The sequence below is a fragment of the Kitasatospora sp. NPDC015121 genome (assembly GCF_055562955.1).
In genome coordinates, this window is the sequence record NZ_JBVHEH010000007.1 from 299,855 (window position 1) to 320,082 (window position 20,228).

Consider the following 20,228-nt stretch of genomic DNA (forward strand, 5'->3'; position numbering starts at 1 on the left):
TCCCACCATGCGGCAATCCGGGAAGGGTCAGCCGGTGCCGGACTCCATGGCCGCGACCAGGCCGGCCGGGCGCATGTCGGTCCAGTCCCGCTCGATCACGTCGAGGCACTCCTGCCGCGACCCCTCGCCGCCCACCTGCTCCCATCCGCCCGGGACGTCCAGGTGCGCGGGCCACAGCGAGTACTGGGCCTCCGCGTTCACCAGCACCAGGAAGCGCCCGGATTCGTCGTCGAAAGGATTGCTCATGTTCCCACCCCTAGTCAGTCGATCATTCGCTCGAATGATCAGTCGATTATCCGTTCGGTATTGCCGCCGAACTTCCCGCCCGTCCCCCCGGGTGCGCCATGGCGATGCCCCCGGTATTCCCCGCGTTCCCCGCTCCGACCGCCCACGCGTCCCGCGCCCGGGGGTCGCGGAGTCGCGGGCGCCTGCGCCGGTTCATCCGCCAGGCGCACGTCTTCCCCCGTAATACATAACTATTCCTATCACGTTGTCGGGTTCATCGCGGCCGCGTGCGGTGATCCCTTCGTGATCTCTGCGTAATCATTCAAGTGAGCGAATCAGAACAGGACCCGGTCATATGCCGAATCGCTCGCCCGTACGCCCGCCCGTCCGCTTCGACGGCATTTCGACCACTTCGCCCCGGCCCGTTCCGCCCGCCCGCCGACGCTCCCCCGTGACCCCCCGAGCGCCCCGTGAGCCCGGCGTGCTCCCGTACGCCTGCCGTACGCCCCACCCCGCACCGGCCTACCATCAACGGATGACCGAGTTCCGCATCGTCCGCGCCACCGCACTCACCCCCGATGAGGCCTGGCGACGCGTCACCGACTGGCCCCGGCACGGGCACGCGATGCCGTTCACCACCGTGCGGGCGGGGGAGGGGGTCGTGGTGGCCCGGACGGCCCTCGGGCGGTTCGGCTTCGACGACACGATGGACCTCGTCCACTGGCGCCCGCCGCAGGGCGGCGCGCCCGGGAGCTGCCGGCTCGTCAAACGCGGCCCGCTGGTCACCGGCTGGGCCGAGGTCGAGGTCCGCCCGCACCGCGGCGGCTCCCTCGTGCGCTGGCGCGAGGACCTCCGCCTCGCCCCGCTGCCCGCCCTCCTCGACCGCCCCACCGCCTGGTGCGCCCGCCCGCTCTTCCGCCACGCCCTGCGCGCCCTGCTGCGCTGACCGCCCGGCGTACCCGGCCCCCTTCCTCACTCGCCGGCGTGCGACTCCTCCCCGGCGCCCCCGCCCGCGTCCGCGACGGCGGCGCGGACGCGGCCGAGCAGCTCGCGCAGCCGCTCGCGCTCGGCGCCGCTCAGCGCGCCGGTGGCCGCGGCCAGCGCGGCCCGGTCCAGCTCCTCGGCCTCCCGGTGGCGCCGCGCGCCCTCCGCGGTGAGGGTCAGCAGGAACGCCCGCCGGTCGGTGGGGTGTCGGACGCGCTCGACCAGCCCGTCCCGCTCCAGGCTGTCGACGATCGTGGTGGTCGTCCGGGCGGCGTTGCCCACGTACTCGGCGAGGTCGCGCATCCGCAGCGGCTCCCCGGCCAGGGCGAGCACCCGCAGCGTGCGCAGCCGGGCCACCGAGGCGCCGTGCTCGCGCAGCCGACCGTCCACGAAGACCCGCAACCGGTGCGTGGTGTCGAAGAGTTCGTCGATCAGGACGTCGCTGCTGCCGAACCGCTGCCGCGCCGTCGTTTCCTCTGCCATGCCGTGCCTCTCCCGTCCTCCGCCGACTCGCGGACTTCCTGAGCATAGTCATAGTGAGTATGCTCAGTTTCTATGAGCACCCGCCTGGGCCAGCGCCGTGTCGTGCCCATCATGGCCGTCCTGACCACCTTCATCTGCATCGTCGACGGCGCGATCACCACCGTCGCCCTCCCCAGCATCGCCCGGCAGTTCGACCTCGACCCCGCCGCCCTCACCGGCGTCGTCGTCATCTACCCGGTCTGCCTCGGCATGGTGATCCCGGTCTCCGCCTGGCTGGTCGAACGCCACGGCGGACGCCGCACCCTGCTGTTCTCGCTGACCGCCTTCACCGCCGCCAGCGGCCTGTGCGGCGCCGCCCCCACCCTCACCCTGCTCATCGCCGCGCGCGCCCTCCAGGGCCTGGCCGCCGGCCTGCTGATGCCCACCTCGCAGGCCCTGCTCTTCCGCACCTTCACCCAGGCCGAACAGGTCCGCCTCTCCCGCCTGATGGTCATCCCGCAGCAGATCGCCCCCGCCCTCGCCCCGCTGCTCGGCGGCCTGCTGGTCACCGACCTGTCCTGGCGCTGGGTGTTCTACGTCAACGTCCCCTTCGGCGCCGCCGCCGTCCTGTTCGGCGCGCTGTTCCTCGCCGAGCACCGCGACCACGCCGCCGGCCGGCTCGACCTGCCCGGCCTGCTGCTCTCGGCCGCCGGCACCGCCACCCTGATGTACGGCGTCTGCGCCGGCCCCGACCTCGGCTGGGACCGGCCCGCCGTGCTCGGCTCGCTCGCGGCCGGCGCGCTCCTGCTCGCCGTCGCCGTCCGCCACCAGCTGCGCACCCCCGAACCCGTCCTGCGGCTGCGGCTGTTCCGCGACCGGCTGTTCCGCGACACCAACCTGATCAGCCTGGTCGGCTACGTCCCGATGCTGGGCGCGATGTTCCTCGGCCCGATCTTCATCCAGGAGGCGCGGGGCGGCTCCGCGCTGGACAGCGGCAGCACCACCTTCACCGAGGCGTTCGGCGTCCTGCTCACCATGCAGCTGGTCGGCGCCCTCTACCCGCGCGTCGGGCCGCGCCCGATCATCGGCACCGGCCTGCTCGGCGTCGCCGCCGTGATGCTGCTGTTCGCCGGCGCCGGACCGGACACCAGCCTGTGGACCTTCCGCGGCTACATGTTCCTGCTCGGCCTCGCCATGGGCGCCGTCTTCATCCCCACCACCATCGCCTCCTTCAGCACCGTCGACCGCGCCGACGTCGCGCACGCCGCCACCCTCAACACCGTCGTCCGGCAGACCGGCAGCGCCCTCGCCCCCGCCGTCGTCACCACCGCCCTGGTCCTCGGCGCCACCGGCCCCGAACGCGCCCACCCGCCGCTGGCCGCCTACCAACTCGCCTACCACGTCCTGGCCGCGGTCGCCCTCGCCGCCGCCCTCTTCGCCTTCACCCTGCCCGGCGGCCCCGCCCGCACCACCCCCCGCACCGCCGACCGCGCACCCGGCCAGGACCCCGACCGCACCGCGGACCGCGCCGCCGACCGCGCACCCGGCCAGGACCCCGACCGCACCGCGGACCGCGCCGCCGACCACCGGCAGGAGGTCGGCTGACCGGCCCCGGTCCCGGCCCGCTCCGGCCCGGGTAGAGTGCCCGCACCGCCGACCAGGCACGCCACCAGCACGACCGCGAAGAGGACCACCCGTGCCCGAACGCCCCCGCCTCCTGTTCGTCACCGACCTCACCTACCCGGCCCGGGGCCGCCGCTACTGCGACGAGGACATCCACCTCACCGCCCGCCTGCGCGAGGACTTCGACCTCGCCCTGTGCCACCCCGGCGACGCCGCCGCCCTGCTCGACGGCTTCGACGCCGCCGTGGTCCGCAACAGCGGCCCGGTCCTGCACCACCGCGAGCAGTACGACGCGTTCCGCCGCCGCGCCGCCGCACTCGGCACCCCCGTCTACAACCCGCCGACCGGCCGCGGCGACATGGCCGGCAAGGACTACCTGCCCGCCCTCACCGCCGCCGGCCTCCCCGTCATCCCCACCGTCGACCGCCCCGCCGACCTCCCGCTGCTCCCGCCCGCCGAACGCTACGTCACCAAGCCCAAGGACGGCGCGGACTCGATCGGCCTGACCGTCGTCGACCCTGCCGACCTGCCCGGCCTCGACTGGCACGGCCTGCTCGTCCAACCCCTGGTCGACTTCCGCTACGAGGTCTCCTTCTACTACGTCGACGACACCTTCCAGTACGCCCTGCACGCCCCCGACCCCGCCCGCCGCTGGGACCTGACGCCCTACCACCCGACCCCGGCCGACCTGGACTTCGCCCGCCGCTTCATCGACTGGAACACCCTCGACCACGGCATCCAACGCGTCGACGCCTGCCGCACCACCCGGGGCGACCTCCTCCTGGTCGAACTGGAGGACCTCAACCCCTACCTCTCGCTGGACGCCGTCACCCCCGAACAGCGGGAGGCCTTCGTCGCCGCGACCAAGGCCTCCCTGCACCGCTTCCTGCGCACCGCCTGAGCCACCCGGCCGCGACCTCGCCGCCCACCGGCTCCGCCCACGGGAAGGGACAGCGCATGCTCACCACCTGTCGACGGGGGCGTCACCAACGCCTGTAGGCGGAGAAGGGCCGGACGTCGCCGCCCGCACGGACGGCGATGACCAGGTCCTCGTACGGGAGGAGGTCCTGGGCGGGGCCGATGCCGTCACGGAAGGTGCGGTCCTCCTCCTCGTCGCCGGTGGCGGCGTCGAAGACGTGCAAGGCGTCCCCGTACTTGTCGGAGACCATCACGGCCATGACCCTGCCGCCCTCCGCGTGCAGGCCGCTGGCGGTGTAGCGGGCACCGCCGAGGCCCCTCTGCCAGAGCTCGTCGCCGGTCGCCAGGTCGAAGGCGGCGAGGAGCCCCCACCGTCCGCCGCTGGTGCGCGCGACGAGCCGGCCGTCGGCGACGGACACCGAGCGGATCGAGCCGTAGCGGTCGCCGGTGGCATCGATCCGCGCTCCCGGGCGGCCGTCGGGACCGAAGGCGAGGAAGGCGTCGACGCCGCGTTCGCCCTCCTCGACCCGCAGCACGATCGGCTCGGCGGACGTGAAGGTCGTCTTCGCGCCGGCGGCCACACCGCGGCGGGCGTCCAGGGGCACGGTCCACCGCTCCTCGCCGCCGGCCGGATCGAAGGCAGCCAGCATCGTCTCGTCACCGCAGGTCAGGACGGTGAGGACCTCCTTCGGCCCGGTGGCCACCCGCCCCGGGGCGCATCCCGCCGGTACGGCGGCCGTCCAGCGCGGGATGCCGGTGCGCAGTTCGAAGGCGCGCACGGCACAGGCGTCCCCTCCCGCGTCCAGGACCACGCCGAGTCCGCCGCCCACGGCCAGGACGTCGTCACCGTCGTCGAAGGTGCCGGCCACCGGGAGGCGGGCGGTGTGCCACAGTTCGCGGCCGTCGGTGAGGTCGAGCGCGGCGACGGTGGCGCAACCGCTACCCGCCCCCACCTCGCCACCGCGGGTCTGCTCGGCCCTCTCGCCGTACGCGACCAGCACGAGCGAGCCGTCGGCCGAGGCGCTGGTCGCACAGATGTCGGCGCGGCGGGGCGGAACGTACTCCCAGCGCCTCGTGCCGGACGCGGCGTCGAAGCCGGTGACGGCGTCGTGGCGGGCACGGACGACGGTGTCGCCGACCAGCCAGGCGTGGTGGCTGCCGTGCTCGGGCGCGCCGCCGTCGCCCTTGGTCTCCCAGGCCGTCGTCATCGACGACCCCGGCCAGTAGCCCGTGCCGCGCAGGAGCACCCAGGCGACGCCGGTGACGACCGCGAGCAGGACGCCGACCGCGGTCAGGCAGCCGAACAGCTGCCGCCACCGGGAAGGCGGTGCCGTGCCGCCGTCACTGCCGTCGTCGTTCGTCCGCTCCGCCATGCCGACCCCCTGCTCCAGTCACCGGAATGGCGCAAAGCGTAGGGGACCGGTGATCATCGGCGACCGGGGCCCCGGCGGCGAGCCCTTCCCCGACCCGGCGGCGGGACGCCCCGCACCCGCCCGTACCGGGACCTCGACCTGGCCGCCCGGGAGGCCGCCGCACCCGGCCGTTCGACTACCCGGCGCCGCCGCTCGACCACCCACCGCGACCCGGGTCGCGGCACCCCACCCGCCGATCTAGCTTGGGGAACGGGACCGAGGGGGGCCGACGGGGGCGGCGGGAGGTCGAACGTGGCACAGTCATCCGAATCGACGCGGGAACGGGACCCGTCCGGGGCGTCCCCGGGCGCGGGCGGGGCGCACGAGCACCGGTGGTGGATCCTCGCGGTCATCGGCATCGCCCAGCTGATGGTGGTGCTGGACGCGACGATCGTGAACATCGCGCTGCCCTCCGCCCAGCAGGACCTGGGGTTCTCCGACGGCAACCGGCAGTGGATCGTCACCGCCTACGCCCTCGCCTTCGGCAGCCTGCTCCTGCTCGGCGGCCGGATCGCGGACCTGGTGGGCCGCAAGACCGTCTTCATCATCGGCCTGATCGGATTCGCCGGTGCCTCCGCGATCGGCGGCGCCGCGACCAGCTTCGAGATGCTGGTCATCGCCCGCGCCCTGCAGGGCGCCTTCGGTGCCCTGCTGGCACCCGCCGCGCTGTCCCTGCTCACCACGACCTTCACGGACCCGCGCGAACGCGCCAAGGCCTTCGGCATCTACGGCGCGATCGCGGGCGCCGGCGGCGCGGTCGGCCTGCTGCTGGGCGGCGTGCTCACCGAGTACCTGGACTGGCGCTGGTGCCTGTACGTGAACCTGATCTTCGCGGTGATCGCCATCATCGGCGGCGCCCGGCTGCTGCACGGCGGCCGCCCCGCCCAGCGGCCCAGGCTCGACGTGCCGGGCGCGGTGCTCGCCTGCAGCGGCCTGTTCTGCATCGTCTACGGCTTCAGCAACGCCGAGACCCACGCCTGGAGCGACGCGCAGACCTGGGGCTTCCTCGTCGCCGGCGGGCTCCTGCTGATCGCCTTCGCCTGGTGGCAGACCAGGGCCAGGCACCCGCTGCTGCCCCTGCGGGTGGTCCTCGACCGGGACCGGGGCGCCTCCTTCGTCGCGATGTTCCTGGCCGGCGCCGGCATGTTCGGCGTCTTCCTCTTCCTGACGTACTACCTCCAGCAGATCCTCGGCTACACACCCGTCACCACGGGCGTCGCCTTCATGCCGATGGTCGCCTGCATGGTGGTCGCCTCCGTCGTCGCCACCAACTCGCTGCTGCCGAGGTTCGGCGGCAAGGTGCTGGTGCCGATCGGCATGGGCCTGGCCTGCGCGTCCATGGTGTGGCTCACCCGCCTCGACACCGACAGCACCTACGCGGCGCACGTCCTCGGGCCGCTGATGGTCGCGGGCCTCGGCATGGGCTTCATCTTCGCCTGCGCGATGAACCTGGCCACCGCCGGCATCGCCCCCCAGGACGCCGGCGTCGGCTCCGCCATGGTCAACACCAGCCAGCAGGTCGGCGGTTCGATCGGCACCGCCCTGCTGAACACCCTCGCCACCACGGCCGCCACCAATTACCTGGCCGGCAGGCAGCCCAGCCCGCAGGTCCAGGCCCAGGCCGCGATCGAGAGCTACGCCACCGCCTACTGGTGGTCCGCCGGCTTCTTCGCGCTCGGCCTGGTCGTCACCGTCCTCCTCTACCGCCCGGGCCCGCCGACCCCGCACGGCAGCGAGGCCCCGGCCGCCGCCCACATGTGACCCCACCCCACCCCGCTTCTCCCGGCGAGGGCCGGGCCGGACACCCCGGCCCGGCCCTCCGCCGTGTCCGCGACGCCCCCCTTCCCGAGCGGGTGAACATCGGGTGACGAGCCGGCCCGCAGGCCCGGCGGTGCGAGAGAGTACGGGCACCAGGAGGGCCGTGAGCCCGCTCCCGAAAGGACCCCGCATGCCCATCGCCCACTACGGCGTGCTCGCCGCCAGGCCCGTCGACCGCCGCCGCGAGGGCGCCTCGGACACCCCGCACTACCAGATCCACCTGCTGGACGGCACCGGCACGCACTACCGGGCGGCGGTCAACGTCCGGTCCCAGCAAGCCCCCTCCGACCTCCGCTACCTGGTGGACGAGGACTTCACCCACCCGGTGACGGCGAAACTGCCCCCCACCCCCGCCGGCTGGACCCCGCTGCCCTCCAAGCCCGGCACCGCGGCACTCGACTTCGTCCGCGGCGACCTCCTCGACCCCGCCGCCCTCCGCACCCTCCCCCCGGACCGCCCCGGCACCGACGACGACCTCGCCGACCTCCTCGACCGCCACGTCCTGCGGGCCGTCGCCGACCCCCGCGCCCTCCTCTACGTCTTCGGCCAGCGCTGGCCCACCGAACCGACCGTCCCGGACAAGGTGTTCGGCTTCGCACCCGGCAACGGCGTCCACGACATCCACATGAACCAGGGCAACAGCAAGCGCTTCAGCGCCGACGACGGCGTCTGGCAGGACGGCGCCCTGCTGATCCACCACCCCGACCCCGCGCGCTGGACGGCCGTCTTCCTCGCCTTCCAGTCCCAGTCCTGGCACACCGACGACCACACCGGCCACCCCCTCCCCACCACCCCCCTCCCCAAGCCCCGCCCCACCCCCCACCACCCCCGCCCCGCCACCCGTCCCTGAACCCACCCGCCCCTGAACCCGCCACCACCCGCCCGGCCCGTGGTCCCCGCTGCCCGAGCCCCGGTGGAACCGGCGGTACGCGACCGACCGTCCTGACCGGGTATGAGCGACGACGAGAAGACCTTAGGACGACGCGGACTCCTGCGGACGGCGGTCGCGGGGGCCGCCCTCCTCCCGGTGGCCGCCGCCGGCACCGCGGCCGCCGCGGACGAGCCGCCGCAGCGCCCCGGCGGTAGCGGCGCCGAGACGGCGTTCACCTGGCTGGGCAACAGCGGGTGGCGGATCGACGGCAACGGGCACACCGTCCTGTTCGACCCGTACCTCACCCGGTTCCCGACCCACGGATTCGACCCCGCGACCCCCCTCACCACCGCCGCCGACGTGGTCGACCGGCACATCGGTGAACCGGACCTCGTCCTGGTCAGCCACAGCCACTGGGACCACTTCAACGACGTCCCGTACATCGCCGAGAGCCGCGGGGTGCAGGTGGTCGGCACCGCCACCACCTGCCACCTGCTGCAGGCGACGGGCGTGCCCCCCGCGCAGCTGATCGTGGTCAAGGGCGGCGAGGTGCTCGACTTCGGCGGGTACACCGTGCGAGTGGTGGCCAGCCTGCACAGCCGCAACGCCAAGCACCGCTACTGGGCGCCCGGCACGCTCAACGCCCCGCCCGCCGCACCGCCCCGGACGATCGGCGAACTCGTCGAGGGCGACACCCTGGCCTTCCAGGTCCGGTTCGGCGACGGCCCCTCGACCCTGCTCACCGGCGCCAGCGACTTCTCCGAGCACACCTACGCCGGCCTGCGGCCGGACGTGGCGATGCTCGCCGTCGAGAGCACCGCCCGCACCACCCACCAGTACGTGCCCCGGCTGCTCCGCGCGCTCGACCACCCGCGCACCGTCGTCCCCGTGCACTGGGACGACTTCGAGACGCCGCTGACCGACCCCGCCGTCCAGGACCCGACCATGGACCTCGACGGCCTCCTCACCCAGGTGCGCCGGCTCTCCCCGCGCACCCGGCTGATCCGCCCCGACCACCTCGCCACCCTGCGCCTGCGGGCCTGACGACCCGCCGCGCACGTCGTCGTCGGGCAGATCCGCAAGCGGAAATCCCGCGAGCAAGGGCAGGCCCATGTGCCAGGATCGCCTGTCATGGAGAGCTGGGACGAACTGACCGTCACCGAGCAGGTGCTGGTCCGCCGCGCCGTCACCGGCACCAGCACGCGCGGCAGCGCGCGGCACGTCACGGCCGTGCTGCGCTGGGCGGGCTCGCCCGAGGTGCCCGAGCGGCGCAACGCCTCACCCGCCGAGGAGCTGGAGCGCGTGCCGGAGCTGGCAGCGGCGACGCTCCGACTGGTCGCGCAGGGGTGGCTGACGGTGCGCCGGGCCCTGAGCAGCGGCTTCGTCCAGGAGGACGGCCCGATGGTCACCGGCTCCGCGCTGGAACAGGTGGTCACCGCCCCGGCGACGTGGTTGACGCCCTCGGGCACCAGCACCGGCCTGCCCGTCCTCTCGCTGCGGACCACCGCCGCGGGCCGCCGCCGCTGGGAGGCCCGGGCGTACGCACCGGACGCCCGGCCGACCATCCACCAACTGGACCTCACCCGGGACGAGGACCGGATCCGGGTGTGCGCCATGGAGGCGAGCGGCTGGCTGACCGGCCCGTTCGGAGTCCTCGCCGATCTGCCGCCCCACCTGAAGGGCGAGGAACTGCGGGCGTACGTGGCGGCGGAACTCGCCCCGCTGCTCCGGTTCGTCCGCGAGGGCACGATCGAGGTGCTGCACGTCGCGGAGCCGGACGCCGAGCCCTCCGTCATCCCGTCGGCGGACCTGCTCGACGCCTTCGCCGACCGGGAGCTGCGCCGCGACGACCGCGACGACTGGGGCGTCGGGTTCACCTGCGTCCTGACCCAGTCCCCGGCGAACGCGCTCCGCTAGCGTCCCGAGCCGCACCCCCGCCGCACCGCCGGCACGCCGCGCTCTCGGCAGCCGTACATCCGCAGCCTCCGGCGCCGCTCGGACCAGCGGTTCCACGTGCCTCGGACCGCCTCCCTGTTTTCCGGGCGGTCGGGCCGTCGTCCTCACTAGCATCGACCCATGACCAGTCGACGTCAGCCGATACTTCGCCTGTCACTGTCCCTGCCGCTGCTGTTGGCGTCCGCGCTCTCCCTGGCGGCCTGCACCTCGACACCCTCCAAGGCCACGCTGGCGGCGCGCGAGTCCGCCAAGTCCGCCTGCGCCTCCCTGCAGCAGCTGACCGACCAACTCGCCCTCCCCAGGCCGTCGAACCCGACCGACCCCTACTACCAGACCGCCGAGCAGTACCTGGACACGGCGGCCAACCGCGCCGCCGACGCGGCACAACAGGACCACAGCTACCAGGAGTTCGCCGACACCCTGCACCGGGCGGCCGAGATCTGGCAGGTCACCTTCACCCTGGACGAGGCCGAACCCCTGATCCGGCAGGTGCGGAAGGAGAAGTGCTGACGCTCGCGACGTGAACCCGGTCGGTGCCGATCGTCCGGGAGCGCCGGCTCCTCTCGACCGCCCGACCGGAGCTGCCACCGTGACGGGCCGACTCCCGCGCGGAGATGGACCGGCGGCCCGTTCCGGCAGGAGAGCCGAGCCATGAGCAAGAGGTGCCGGGCCGCGCAGCGTTTCGCCGAGGTGGTGGCCGCGCCGCCCCCGGGAAACGGGCCGCCCGGGGGCGCTAGTCGAGGGGGAGGGTGACGCTGATCCGCTTGCCGCCGCCGGGTAGCGGGGTGATGGTGCAGGTGTCGGTGAGCAGCAGGACCAGGGCCCAGCCGCGTCCGCCCGGGCGCGCCCGGTCGTGCAGGGTGTGCGGGGAGGTGTGGGGGAGGCGGCTGTCGGCGTCCTCGACGGTGATGCGCAGCACCGGGTCCGCGGGGGCGTCGGCGGCCCGGTGCGGATCCGCGGCCGGGGCGGTGGTGTCGACGCGTGCGGTGAAGGCGGTGGCGCCGCCGCCGTGGCGGTTGGCGTTGGTGACCAGTTCGCTCACGACCAGGAGGGCGTTCGCCTCGGTGTCGGCCGCGAAGGAACCGGCTTCGTACAGGGCGTGCCTGACGGTGCGGCGGGCCTGGGCCGCGCTCGTGACGGGCGTCTTCGCCGCGGTGTCCTGTCCGCGCGCCTGCGGGGTGCCCGCGCGGCCGGTGTCCGGCGGCGGCGGGGAGGTGGCGGACTGGAACGGGGCGGGCTGGGAGGGGGATCGTCGAAGGGTGGTCGGTCGGGTGTCGGACATAGTGGTGGCCTCGCGGGTCGCTCTCCTACGGGTCAGTGGCCGGTCGCACGACCGTGTCGTGACATCGGCTGCCCGGGCGAGCAGGGGCTATTCGGCCGGGTCCGGGCGGAAGCCCGATGCACCGAAAGCGCAGCGAAATCCCTCACCGCGCCGTGCGCGCCCGCTCCAGGGCTCCGGCCAGGTCGTCGGCGAGGACGAAGTAGTCCAAGGTCCCCGCCACGTGGAACAGGCGGCGCAGCACCGGGTGCAGCGGGCCCGCCAGGACCAGCTGCCCGCCGCGCTGCTGCTGGCGCCGGTGCGCCAGCAGCAGGCTCGCCAGCGCGGAGCTGTCCGCGAACTCCACGCGCGACAGGTCCACCACCACCGCCGTGCCGCGCTGGGAGGCCGCGGCGAGGTCGGCGGCGAACTCCTCCCCGTACTCCCAGTCCAGCTCCCGGGGCGCGCGCACCACTTCCACCCCGGGGACTCGCGCCGGGCCCTGGTCCTGCCGTGGATCTTCACTCACACGGAGCAGTGTAGGCAGTGCCGCCGTCCGTCGGCGACGCGGTGCACGGCGTGGCCGTCGACTACCGGGCCGGCCCCCGGCCCGCCGCCGGGCCGGGCCGTTCGGCCGCCGGGAGCGCCTCGGTCGGAAGCGCCTCGGCCGGGACCGCCTCCGCCGGGAGTGCCGCGTCGAGCAGCACCTCGGCGGCGGCGCGGGCCTGGGCGGCCGGTTCGATGCCGCCGAGGATGCCGGCCGTGGCCATCGCGCCGTTGGCGAGCAGGCCCAACTGCGCGGCCAGTGCCGGGGGGCCGCCGAGGGCGGCCACCAGCAGGGCGAAGTGCCCGTTCAGCGCCCGCTTCTGGGCCCGGACCAGATCGGCGACCTCCGGTGAGACGCCGCCGAGTTCGCCGTAGGAGTTGATGAAGGCGCAGCCGCGGAAGCCGGGTCGGGCGAACCAGTCGGCGAGGTAGTCGAAGACGTCGAGGATGCGTTCGCGGGGGCCGGCGTCAGGGCGGGCGTGGTCGGCGATCGCCTCGGCGACGGCGCCGCTGCGGCGCCGCAGCACGGCGGTGACCAGGTCGTCCTTGGAGGGGAAGACCTGGTAGAGGCGTTTGAGCGAGACCCCGGAGGCGGTGCGGATCGCGTCCATGCCGACGGCCTGGATGCCGCGCTCGTCGAAGAGCGCCTCGGCCGTGTCGAGCAGCCGGGTCTCGACGGTTTCCAGGTCCATCCGGTGATCACCCCTTGCGCAGAGAACGATGGTTCTCTAATGTACATCGCAACGGGGAGAACGATGGTTCTCTCCGTTGGCCGATCGGGAGAACCATCGTTCTCCCGGTCCTGCGACCCGAGGAACCCACCGTGACCGCCTTCGCCACCCGCCACCGCACCGCCCTGATCGACGGCCTGGAGATCGCCTACCGCGAAGCCGGCGACCCGTCCGCCCCGACCCTCGTCCTGCTGCACGGCTTCCCGTCCAGCTCGCACATGTTCCGCGGCCTGATCGCCGAACTCGCCGACGAGTACCACCTGATCGCCCCCGACCACGTGGGCTTCGGCCGCTCCGCCGCCCCCGCCACCACCGAGTTCGACTACGGCTTCGAACGGCTCACCGACGTCACCCTGCGCCTGCTCGACCGACTCGGCCTCGACCGCTTCGCGCTCTACGTCCACGACTACGGCGCCCCGATCGGCCTGCGGATCGCCGCCCGGCACCCGGAGCGGATCACCGCGCTGATCAGCCAGAGCGGCAACGCGTACACCGAGGGCTTCACCCCGTTCTGGAAGGTGCTCTTCCAGCACGCCGAGGACCGCGCGACCCACGAGCCGGCCGTCCGGCAGCTGCTCACCGCCGAGGCCACCCGCTGGCAGTACACCCACGGCGTCCCCGCCGACCGGCAGGACCGGATCTCCCCGGACGCCTGGGTCCTCGACCAGGCGTACCTGGACCGGCCGGGCAACCGGGAGGTGCAGCTCCAGCTGTTCTGGGACTACCAGTTCAACCTGGCCGAGTACCCGGTCTTCCAGGAGTACTTCCGCACCCACCGCCCGCCGACGCTGGTCACCTGGGGACGGGGCGACGAGATCTTCGGCCCCGAGGGCGCCGAGGCGTACGCCCGCGACCTGCCCGACGCCGAGATCCACCTGCTCGACGCCGGCCACTTCGCCCTGGAGACCCACGGGGAGGAGATCGCCGCGCTGATCCGCGACTTCCTGCGCCGCCACCGCTGACCCGGTGGGCCGGGCGGAGCGGCACCCCGAGGGCGGCGGGCGCGCCCGGCGCGTCGCCGCCCGCCGTCACCCGAGCAGTCTGGTGTGCAGCCGGATGGTGGTGCCGCTCTCCGCGGTGGAGCGGATCTGGACGAGGTCGCAGAGCTGCTGGACGAGCCAGAGCCCGCGGCCGCCGACCTGGTCGACGGTGGGCCTGAGGCGCCCGACCAGCGGGTCCTGGAGGTGGCCGGAGTCGTGGAACTCGCAGATCAGGTCCGCGCCCTCCACCCAGGTGCGCAGGACGCCCCGGCCGCCGCCGTGCTTGATGCTGTTGCCGGCGACCTCGCAGGCGGCGATCAGCAGTTCGCGGAGACGGGCGCCCTCCAGCCCGTGGCGGGTCGCCAGGGCGGTGATGTGGGCGCGCACCGAGGAGAGCAGGCCCCGCTGGTAGGGGAGTTCCCGGGGGTGGTCGGTGGCGGGGGCCAGCTCGGGGAAGGAGTACGGCTCCTGGACGTAGGAGCGGTTGGGGCCGTGGGTCCCTCCGCTGAGGAGCATGGGGTGGCAGCGCCGGGCCGCTTCCACCGCGGCCGGTTCCAGCGCGGCGGTGTCGTAGGGGCACAGCAGCCACCAGGCGGGGGACTGGGCGAACGCGAGGTTCAGCAGCCACTCGTGGTAGCCGAACTCGGTGCTCTCGGCCGCGGAGGGCTCGTTCCAGGCGGACTCGCTGATGCCGCGCACCGGGTGCCCCTCCGCGGCCTTGGAGACCCAGTCGCGCCAGGCCGGGATCAGCCGCCCCGGGTTGCGGCCGAGGGCGGCGGTGTCGAGGAACGTGACGCCCTCGGCGGCGTCCGTGCCCTCCAGTTCGCTGCGCAGCATGCGCTCCTTCGGCTCCGCGACCGCCACCAGGACGAGTTCGCTCCCGGCGCGGGCGTCGTGGATGAAGGACATGGCACCTTCGAGGAACTGGGCGTCCCCGTCGTAGGGGTACAGCTCGTGCCGGAAGGCGGAGTCGTGGGCGGGACCTTCCGGGCGCGTCGCGCTGTTCTCGCTCACGGTGCCAGCTCCACGGGGATCTGCGGGATGTCGTAGCCGAGCAGCGACCAGCAGTACCGGAACGTCTCGTTCGCCCTCTCGACCACGATCCGACGGCCGGGGACCTCGGACGCCGCGTCCACCAGGGCGCGCATGCCCGCGGCGTCCACCAGTTCGAGGTCGCCGCACAGCAGCCGCACGGTGGCCGAGCGGGCGACGAGCGCGTCCAGGGCGGTGCGGAAGGTTCCGGCGTCGTCCGAGTCCACCACGCCGCTCACGCTCCAGCAGTCCGTTCCCGCGCTGTAGATCCGAAAACCTGGCATCTCCGCACGTGTGCCCAGCTGGTGCGGATGTACTCCGGAGGCCTGCTCCAGGAGGTCGGACCGGAAGCCGGCCCGGTGGTAGGCGCAGACGATGACGGCCGTCCTGGCGAGGGCCAGGTGGTCCAGGTCCAGTTCGTGCCGGGCGATCTCCCGCGGGCTCGCGCCGTCGGACCAGACGCGGTCCATCCGGGCCAGCACCCGCAGCGCGCGGAAACCCTGCCGGCTCGCGGTGTCCGCCTCCTGGTGCACCAGGTCCAGCATCGTCGCCGCGTCCCAGGCGACGCCGTCCGCCCGTTCGGCCACGGGGTCGACGACCACCCCCTGCGGGGCGCCGTCCACCGACCACCGGGTGTCGGGCGTGCCGATGAGCAGCACCTTGTCACCGAAGAGGGCACCGTCGGCGGCGAAGGCCCGGGCCGTCGCGGTGAAGTCGTCACCGGGCCCGACCAGCCAGCAGACGTGGTCCCCTGCTCCGACGTGATCAAGGGTCAGTACAGCACGTGCGTTCCTCACGTGCCCTCCCTCCACCCCGGTCCTCTGCGCGATCATCCTATCGGCCACGGCCTCCGGCGACGGAGACCGCGGCCGGAGGCACGGCGTGTGCCCGGCGTTCCGGGGGGTAACCGCCGCCCATGACGGGCGTGATCGAAGCGGGTTGGTGGGGTCTGGTGGCGGGGCTGGCGCTGGTGGCCGGCGCGGCGGTCGGCTACGGGGTGCGGGTGCCGCAGCGCGTCGTCGCCTCGGTGATGGCGTTCGGTGCCGGGGTGCTGCTCTCCGCGGTGTCGTTCGAGCTGCTGGCGGAGGCGCACGAGGAAGCCGGCATGCTGCCGGTGGCCCTGGGGACCCTGGCCGGGGCGGCGGCCTACACCGTCGGCAACGTGCTGCTCGCGATGAAGGGCGCCCGGCACCGCAAGCGCTCCGGGCACGGACCCTCGCAGCCGTCCGAGAGCGAGCAGCGGGGCTCCGGCACGGCGCTGGCCCTGGGGGCGCTCCTGGACGGGGTGCCGGAGTCCGCGGTGATCGGGGTGAGCCTCCTCCAGGGCGGGGGCGTGAGCCTGGTGACGGTCGTCGCGGTGTTCCTCAGCAACATCCCGGAGGGCCTGTCCAGCGCCTCGGGCATGCGCGCCGCCGGCCGCAGCCGGACGTACGTGTTCACCGTGTGGGGGACGATCGCGGCCGTCAGCGCGCTGGCGGCGATGGCCGGCTACCAGCTGCTCGGCGCCGGTTCGGGGGCGGCGGTGGCGACGGTGACCGGAGTCGCGGCCGGGGCGATCCTGGCGATGATCGCCGACACGATGGTCCCGGAGGCGTTCGAGGACGCGCACCTGGCCATCGGGCTGATCGTCGTCGTTGGCTTCCTGCTCTCCTTCGCGCTCTCCCACGCCTGAGCGACCCCGCCCCCCCGCGCCGCCGTCCCCGGGGAAGCGGCGCGCCGGTTGCCGGTTGCCTACGGTCGCCGGTGTCGGAGGGGCCGGTGTCGCCCGCCGGGCGGAGTCGACGACATACGGCCGTGGACGACATCACGACCGAGCTGAGCGCGCGGTACCTCGACCTGCTCGCGGAGGTGTCCGGTTCCGGCCGCACGCCGCGCCGCTCCGAGCTGGAGGCCTTCCGGAGCCTGGGGGAGCGCGGCGCGGAGGACGGTCACGGCTTGCGCGAGCTGGTCGTGCGCTGCCTGCGGGCGGGCGGGGTGGTGCGCAGCTACGAGGAGGCATGGGGAGGCCCTGGACTTCGCGGACCGGCTCGCCCTGCCGGGTAACGGAGTTGAAGGCGGAGGAACTGCTGGTCCTCCCGGTGCTGATGCGGGACCGGGCCGCGATGGCCGACCTGGTGCGCAGCGTGCTGGAGCCGCTGACCGGTGCCCGGGGCGGTGCCCGGCCGCTGCTCGACACCATCGCCGTCCAGGCGGACGCCGGATACGTGGACGCGGAGGCCGCCCGCAGACTCGGGGGGCGTGCACACCCTGTCCTGCCGGCTGGAACGCATCAAGTCTCGGCGCGTTCGGGGTCCCGGGTCCGGCCGGGCCGGGCTTGTCCATTCTTTGCACTGTGCAATAAAATGGGCCGCGGGTGGTCCGGCGTGCCTCCCCGGAGCAGTGCCCGACCACCTCGGAAGCCGAAGACCCAGCGCCCCGCTCCCCGTGGACGGGGAGCCGCCCGGAGAATGCGGAACTGCGAGGAGCGGCGGCGTGGAGCGCACCCCCACCGACCCCGGGGAGCCGGACGCGGGCGAGGACGCCGACCGGGTGGCCGCCCGCCTGCTCGCGGAGGTCGCCGCCGCCAAGGCCCGCCTGGCCGAAGAGGCCAGGACCATCAACGAGATCGACCGCTCACTGGCCGCCGGACCACGACGCACCGCGTCCCGGCGGCCTCGGCATCCCGACCCGGCCCCAGGGGCGGAGCCCGGATAGGACCGGCGGGGGAGAGCCGTGCGCACGGGGAGGACCACGAGAGCGCCGGCGGCCCGCACGGCCACGTCCGCGACCGCCGAGGCGCCGTGATCCGAAAGTTGCCCGCCGCGCGTAACCCGGCGGGCCGCCGGCGCGTGGTACTGGTGACATCGGTACGGCGCGGGGGCACGGGGGCGACGGCATGAAGCAGGGGCTCGAGTTCGAGCAGTTCGCGAGCAGCCGGGCCCACCGACTCTTCCAAGTCGCCTACCTGATGTGCGGGGACTGGCACCAGGCCCAGGACCTGGTGCAGACCACGCTGGCGAAGATGTTCTCGGTCTGGGGCCGGCTGCGGCGCGGCGGTGACGACGGGCCCACGATCGACGCCTACGCCCGGAAGGTGCTGCTGCGCCAGTACCTCTCGCAGAAGCGGCTGCGCAAGTCGTCCGAGATCGTCACCGCCGATCTGCCCGAGCAGGCGTCCGCGCCGAGTGACGGTGGCGAACTGCGACTGGTCATGGTGGCCGCACTGAACCGACTTCCGCCCCGCAACCGGGCGGTGGTGGTGTTGCGCTACCTGGAGGACCACAGCATCGAGGCCGTGGCCGACATGCTCGACATGTCCCCCGGCGCCGTGAAGAGCCTCAACTTCCGTTCGCTGGCCAAGCTGCGGGAGATCCTGGGCGAGGACCGCGAGAGCCTCTTCCACCCCTGAGCGACTGAGCGACTGACCGCCTGATCGCCTGACCGACCGTACTACCGAGCCGACAACGAGGAACCAGGCCATGGACCTTGAGCACGATCTGAGCCGCCTGCTCGGCAGCAGCGTCGACGGCCTCGCCTCGCCGGTCGACGCCATCGTCGCCGAGGCGGGAGCACAGGGCCGCAGGCTCCGCCGCCGCCGACGCCTGCGGATCGCCGGCGCCACCGCGCTGGTGGCCGCCCTGGCCACCACGGGCGCGGTGATGACGCCCCGTCCGGCCGCCGGCCCGACGGCCATCGGCACACCACCCGCCGCCACCACGACCGTCGCGGCGCCCGCTCCGGTGACGGTCCCGGTCACCGCCGAAGCACTGCTCCAGATCCTGGCCGACCTGCTGCCCCCCGGCGGGAAGCTCAGCACGTTCCAGCCGGGCCCGTTCGAGTCGACCCGAGCCGTCGCGACCGCCTTCATGGTGGAGTACGACGACGGCCGAGGCGCCGCCCACATCTCCGTCGAGGTGAGCCCCCCCGACCCGAAGGCCATGTCGTGGAACTGCGAACAGGTGGACCTGACCGATCGCGGCACCCGCCCCGAGGGAGCCGAACCGACCGGCTGCACCAGCACCACCGACGCCGCGGGAACCATGTTCAGCGCCGTCACCGGCGTGGGCCCCGACGGGGGCTACTATTTCAGGAAGATCCGCCTGGAGCGAGCCGACGGGACGTCCGTCAACCTCATCGTGGGCAACGGCCCAGCCCCGTCGCCGGAGCACTCCTTCGGCCTGGCCAACCGCCCCACCCCTCCGCTCACCATGACCGCCTGGCAGGCCATCGTCCGCGACCCCGCCTGGCAGACCGAGGTCCCCGCCACCACCGCCGAAGCCGGCGCGACCCTGGCGGCCACCCTGCACTGACCGTGCACCGACCCGCCGACCTGCGAGGTGCCCGGCCGGGACGCCCCGTCGCCGAGGCCCGGTGCGCCGCCGGACGCCACCCGCGAACCGCTCCCGGTGGCCGGGGTCACCGCAACCGCCGCGGCAGCCGCCCTCGCCGCCGCGCGCCGGGGCACAGGAGGTAGAAAGGACCCATGACGGACGATCACTCGCCATCACCACCCGACGTCCCGGACCAGGGAGGAGTCGAGGAGGACCTGGTCACCGCGGTCCTGACCGCCTCCCGGGTCCTGGTCGCCCTCTCGGCGCGCTCGCTCGGCGAGGTCGCCGAGGCGCTGACGCTCCCCCAGTTCCGCATGCTCGTGCTGCTGCACTCCAGAGGCGCGATGAGCCTCTCGCGCCTGGCCGAGCACCTCGCCGTCAACCCGTCCACCGCGATGCGCATGCTGGAGCGCCTCACCGCCGCCGGCATGGTCGTGCGCGACACCCACCCCGAGGACCGGCGCGAGGTGCGCGCCACCCTCACCGCACAGGGCGCCCGCACCGTCGTCGAGGCCACCGAACGCCGCCGCGAGGAGATCCGCCGCATCGTCCAGGCGATGCCCGCCCGCCAGCGCACCGGACTCGTCCAGGCCCTGCGGGCCTTCGCCGACGCCGGAGCCGAACCCACCGCACCCGACCGGCGGCCCGAACCCCTCGGCTGGTAGTCGCGCCCCGCCCCGAGAACCCGGGTTCCGCCACGGCCGCCCCTCCGCCCTCCCCGCCTGAGCCGGGCCGGGGCACCGCCTGCGTGCGGCCCGTGATGGGGCATGACGCGGTGCCGGGTGCCAGGCGCCGGGCGTCAGGGAGGAGGGAGAGGTGGGTTCGCGGGGTCGCCGGCCGGTGGTGCCGGGCGAACCTGAACGCCCTCCGGTGGCCGGGCGGCCGGAAGGCCGGGACCTCACCGGCTCCTGGAGCCCCGAGGCGATCCGGACCCGTGCTCGGTGCACAGCCAGCCCTCGGCCCGCCCGGGCCGCGGCGGCACCCGCTCCTCCACCGGTCCCCGCTCCCGCGGAGCGCGCAGCCGGCCGCGCGCCCTGCCGACGCCGCTGCCCGGATCCGCCTTGGTCCCCGCCTTGCGCCTCGGTCGTGCCCGTCGCGCTCG

Annotated in this window: 23 protein-coding genes; 15 read left to right on the forward strand and 8 right to left on the reverse strand. The window is 74.1% G+C overall.

Annotated features, from left to right (window positions below; all coding sequences use genetic code 11):
- Positions 1 to 27 precede the first annotated feature (27 nt).
- Positions 28 to 246 carry an MbtH family protein gene (locus ACZ3J7_RS13055; RefSeq protein WP_465619874.1) on the reverse strand — a complete coding sequence of 73 codons (219 nt, stop codon included), beginning with the start codon at positions 244 to 246 and terminating at the stop codon, positions 28 to 30.
- Positions 247 to 760: 514 nt separating this feature from the next.
- Between ACZ3J7_RS13055 and ACZ3J7_RS13060 the strand changes: the two genes are divergently transcribed.
- A complete protein-coding gene (locus tag ACZ3J7_RS13060; RefSeq protein ID WP_465619876.1) occupies positions 761 to 1,171 on the forward strand; it encodes an SRPBCC family protein in 411 nt (136 codons plus the stop codon).
- Between the two features lie 26 nt (positions 1,172 to 1,197).
- Here ACZ3J7_RS13060 and ACZ3J7_RS13065 read toward each other — a convergent pair whose 3' ends face one another.
- The gene (locus ACZ3J7_RS13065) at positions 1,198 to 1,692 is read right to left on the reverse strand and encodes a MarR family winged helix-turn-helix transcriptional regulator (protein WP_465619878.1); all 495 of its coding nucleotides are present in this window, start codon (positions 1,690 to 1,692) and stop codon (positions 1,198 to 1,200) included.
- Between the two features lie 72 nt (positions 1,693 to 1,764).
- Here ACZ3J7_RS13065 and ACZ3J7_RS13070 point away from each other — a divergent pair, with 72 nt between their 5' ends.
- Together ACZ3J7_RS13070 and ACZ3J7_RS13075 are read left to right on the forward strand one after the other, a co-directional pair.
- Positions 1,765 to 3,276: a DHA2 family efflux MFS transporter permease subunit gene (locus ACZ3J7_RS13070; RefSeq protein ID WP_465619880.1), complete on the forward strand. Its 1,512-nt coding sequence runs from the start codon at positions 1,765 to 1,767 to the stop codon at positions 3,274 to 3,276.
- 91 nt (positions 3,277 to 3,367) lie between these two features.
- Positions 3,368 to 4,195 (forward strand): ATP-grasp domain-containing protein, encoded by an 828-nt coding sequence (locus tag ACZ3J7_RS13075; protein WP_465619883.1) that lies wholly within the window; start codon positions 3,368 to 3,370, stop codon positions 4,193 to 4,195.
- Between the two features lie 82 nt (positions 4,196 to 4,277).
- Here the strand turns inward: ACZ3J7_RS13075 and ACZ3J7_RS13080 are convergent, their stop codons facing one another.
- Positions 4,278 to 5,585: an outer membrane protein assembly factor BamB family protein gene (locus ACZ3J7_RS13080; RefSeq protein WP_465619886.1), complete on the reverse strand. Its 1,308-nt coding sequence runs from the start codon at positions 5,583 to 5,585 to the stop codon at positions 4,278 to 4,280.
- Between the two features lie 291 nt (positions 5,586 to 5,876).
- On the opposite strand from ACZ3J7_RS13080, the gene ACZ3J7_RS13085 reads away from it, so the two are divergent.
- The 5 genes from ACZ3J7_RS13085 (at position 5,877) to ACZ3J7_RS13105 (ending at position 10,779) form a co-directional block, all read left to right on the forward strand.
- Positions 5,877 to 7,385, forward strand: a complete 1,509-nt coding sequence (locus ACZ3J7_RS13085) for an MFS transporter (protein WP_465619888.1) — start codon at positions 5,877 to 5,879, stop codon at positions 7,383 to 7,385.
- Between the two features lie 187 nt (positions 7,386 to 7,572).
- Complete coding sequence (locus tag ACZ3J7_RS13090) at positions 7,573 to 8,292, forward strand: DUF2278 family protein (RefSeq protein WP_465619890.1); 720 nt, start codon at positions 7,573 to 7,575, stop codon at positions 8,290 to 8,292.
- A gap of 102 nt (positions 8,293 to 8,394) precedes the next feature.
- A complete protein-coding gene (locus tag ACZ3J7_RS13095) occupies positions 8,395 to 9,357 on the forward strand; it encodes an MBL fold metallo-hydrolase (RefSeq protein ID WP_465619892.1) in 963 nt (320 codons plus the stop codon).
- An 87-nt stretch (positions 9,358 to 9,444) separates the two neighbouring features.
- Positions 9,445 to 10,230 carry a hypothetical protein gene (locus tag ACZ3J7_RS13100; RefSeq protein WP_465619894.1) on the forward strand — a complete coding sequence of 262 codons (786 nt, stop codon included), beginning with the start codon at positions 9,445 to 9,447 and terminating at the stop codon, positions 10,228 to 10,230.
- 159 nt (positions 10,231 to 10,389) lie between these two features.
- Positions 10,390 to 10,779 (forward strand): hypothetical protein, encoded by a 390-nt coding sequence (locus tag ACZ3J7_RS13105; protein ID WP_465619896.1) that lies wholly within the window; start codon positions 10,390 to 10,392, stop codon positions 10,777 to 10,779.
- A 223-nt stretch (positions 10,780 to 11,002) separates the two neighbouring features.
- On the opposite strand, the gene ACZ3J7_RS13110 is transcribed toward ACZ3J7_RS13105, so the two are convergent.
- The 3 genes from ACZ3J7_RS13110 to ACZ3J7_RS13120 all read right to left on the reverse strand — a co-directional run bounded on the left by ACZ3J7_RS13110 (position 11,003) and on the right by ACZ3J7_RS13120 (position 12,765).
- A complete protein-coding gene (locus tag ACZ3J7_RS13110; protein ID WP_465619898.1) occupies positions 11,003 to 11,551 on the reverse strand; it encodes an ATP-binding protein in 549 nt (182 codons plus the stop codon).
- Between the two features lie 142 nt (positions 11,552 to 11,693).
- Positions 11,694 to 12,056 (reverse strand): STAS domain-containing protein, encoded by a 363-nt coding sequence (locus ACZ3J7_RS13115; protein ID WP_465619900.1) that lies wholly within the window; start codon positions 12,054 to 12,056, stop codon positions 11,694 to 11,696.
- 61 nt (positions 12,057 to 12,117) lie between these two features.
- Positions 12,118 to 12,765, reverse strand: a complete 648-nt coding sequence (locus ACZ3J7_RS13120) for a TetR/AcrR family transcriptional regulator (protein ID WP_465619903.1) — start codon at positions 12,763 to 12,765, stop codon at positions 12,118 to 12,120.
- A gap of 131 nt (positions 12,766 to 12,896) precedes the next feature.
- On the opposite strand from ACZ3J7_RS13120, the gene ACZ3J7_RS13125 reads away from it, so the two are divergent.
- Positions 12,897 to 13,766: an alpha/beta fold hydrolase gene (locus tag ACZ3J7_RS13125; protein WP_465619905.1), complete on the forward strand. Its 870-nt coding sequence runs from the start codon at positions 12,897 to 12,899 to the stop codon at positions 13,764 to 13,766.
- Between the two features lie 66 nt (positions 13,767 to 13,832).
- Here the strand turns inward: ACZ3J7_RS13125 and ACZ3J7_RS13130 are convergent, their stop codons facing one another.
- Positions 13,833 to 14,798 (reverse strand): anti-sigma factor RsbA family regulatory protein, encoded by a 966-nt coding sequence (locus tag ACZ3J7_RS13130; protein ID WP_465619907.1) that lies wholly within the window; start codon positions 14,796 to 14,798, stop codon positions 13,833 to 13,835.
- Positions 14,795 to 15,613, reverse strand: a complete 819-nt coding sequence (locus ACZ3J7_RS13135) for an MEDS domain-containing protein (RefSeq protein WP_465619909.1) — start codon at positions 15,611 to 15,613, stop codon at positions 14,795 to 14,797. The genes ACZ3J7_RS13130 and ACZ3J7_RS13135 overlap by 4 nt, the downstream gene beginning before the upstream one ends.
- Before the next feature lie 119 nt (positions 15,614 to 15,732).
- On the opposite strand from ACZ3J7_RS13135, the gene ACZ3J7_RS13140 reads away from it, so the two are divergent.
- From ACZ3J7_RS13140 to ACZ3J7_RS13165, 6 genes are all read left to right on the forward strand, one after another.
- Positions 15,733 to 16,488 (forward strand): ZIP family metal transporter, encoded by a 756-nt coding sequence (locus tag ACZ3J7_RS13140; protein WP_465619912.1) that lies wholly within the window; start codon positions 15,733 to 15,735, stop codon positions 16,486 to 16,488.
- A gap of 122 nt (positions 16,489 to 16,610) precedes the next feature.
- Positions 16,611 to 16,859 carry a hypothetical protein gene (locus ACZ3J7_RS13145; RefSeq protein ID WP_465619914.1) on the forward strand — a complete coding sequence of 83 codons (249 nt, stop codon included), beginning with the start codon at positions 16,611 to 16,613 and terminating at the stop codon, positions 16,857 to 16,859.
- 429 nt (positions 16,860 to 17,288) lie between these two features.
- On the forward strand, positions 17,289 to 17,510 hold the full coding sequence (locus ACZ3J7_RS13150) for a hypothetical protein (RefSeq protein WP_465619916.1): 222 nt from the start codon (positions 17,289 to 17,291) through the stop codon (positions 17,508 to 17,510).
- A 181-nt stretch (positions 17,511 to 17,691) separates the two neighbouring features.
- Positions 17,692 to 18,204 carry a SigE family RNA polymerase sigma factor gene (locus ACZ3J7_RS13155; RefSeq protein ID WP_465619917.1) on the forward strand — a complete coding sequence of 171 codons (513 nt, stop codon included), beginning with the start codon at positions 17,692 to 17,694 and terminating at the stop codon, positions 18,202 to 18,204.
- Between the two features lie 70 nt (positions 18,205 to 18,274).
- The gene (locus tag ACZ3J7_RS13160) at positions 18,275 to 19,105 is read left to right on the forward strand and encodes a hypothetical protein (protein WP_465619919.1); all 831 of its coding nucleotides are present in this window, start codon (positions 18,275 to 18,277) and stop codon (positions 19,103 to 19,105) included.
- 173 nt (positions 19,106 to 19,278) lie between these two features.
- Entirely contained in the window at positions 19,279 to 19,791 is a 513-nt protein-coding gene (locus tag ACZ3J7_RS13165; protein ID WP_465619921.1) for a MarR family winged helix-turn-helix transcriptional regulator, read from the forward strand.
- Positions 19,792 to 20,228: the final 437 nt, after the last annotated feature.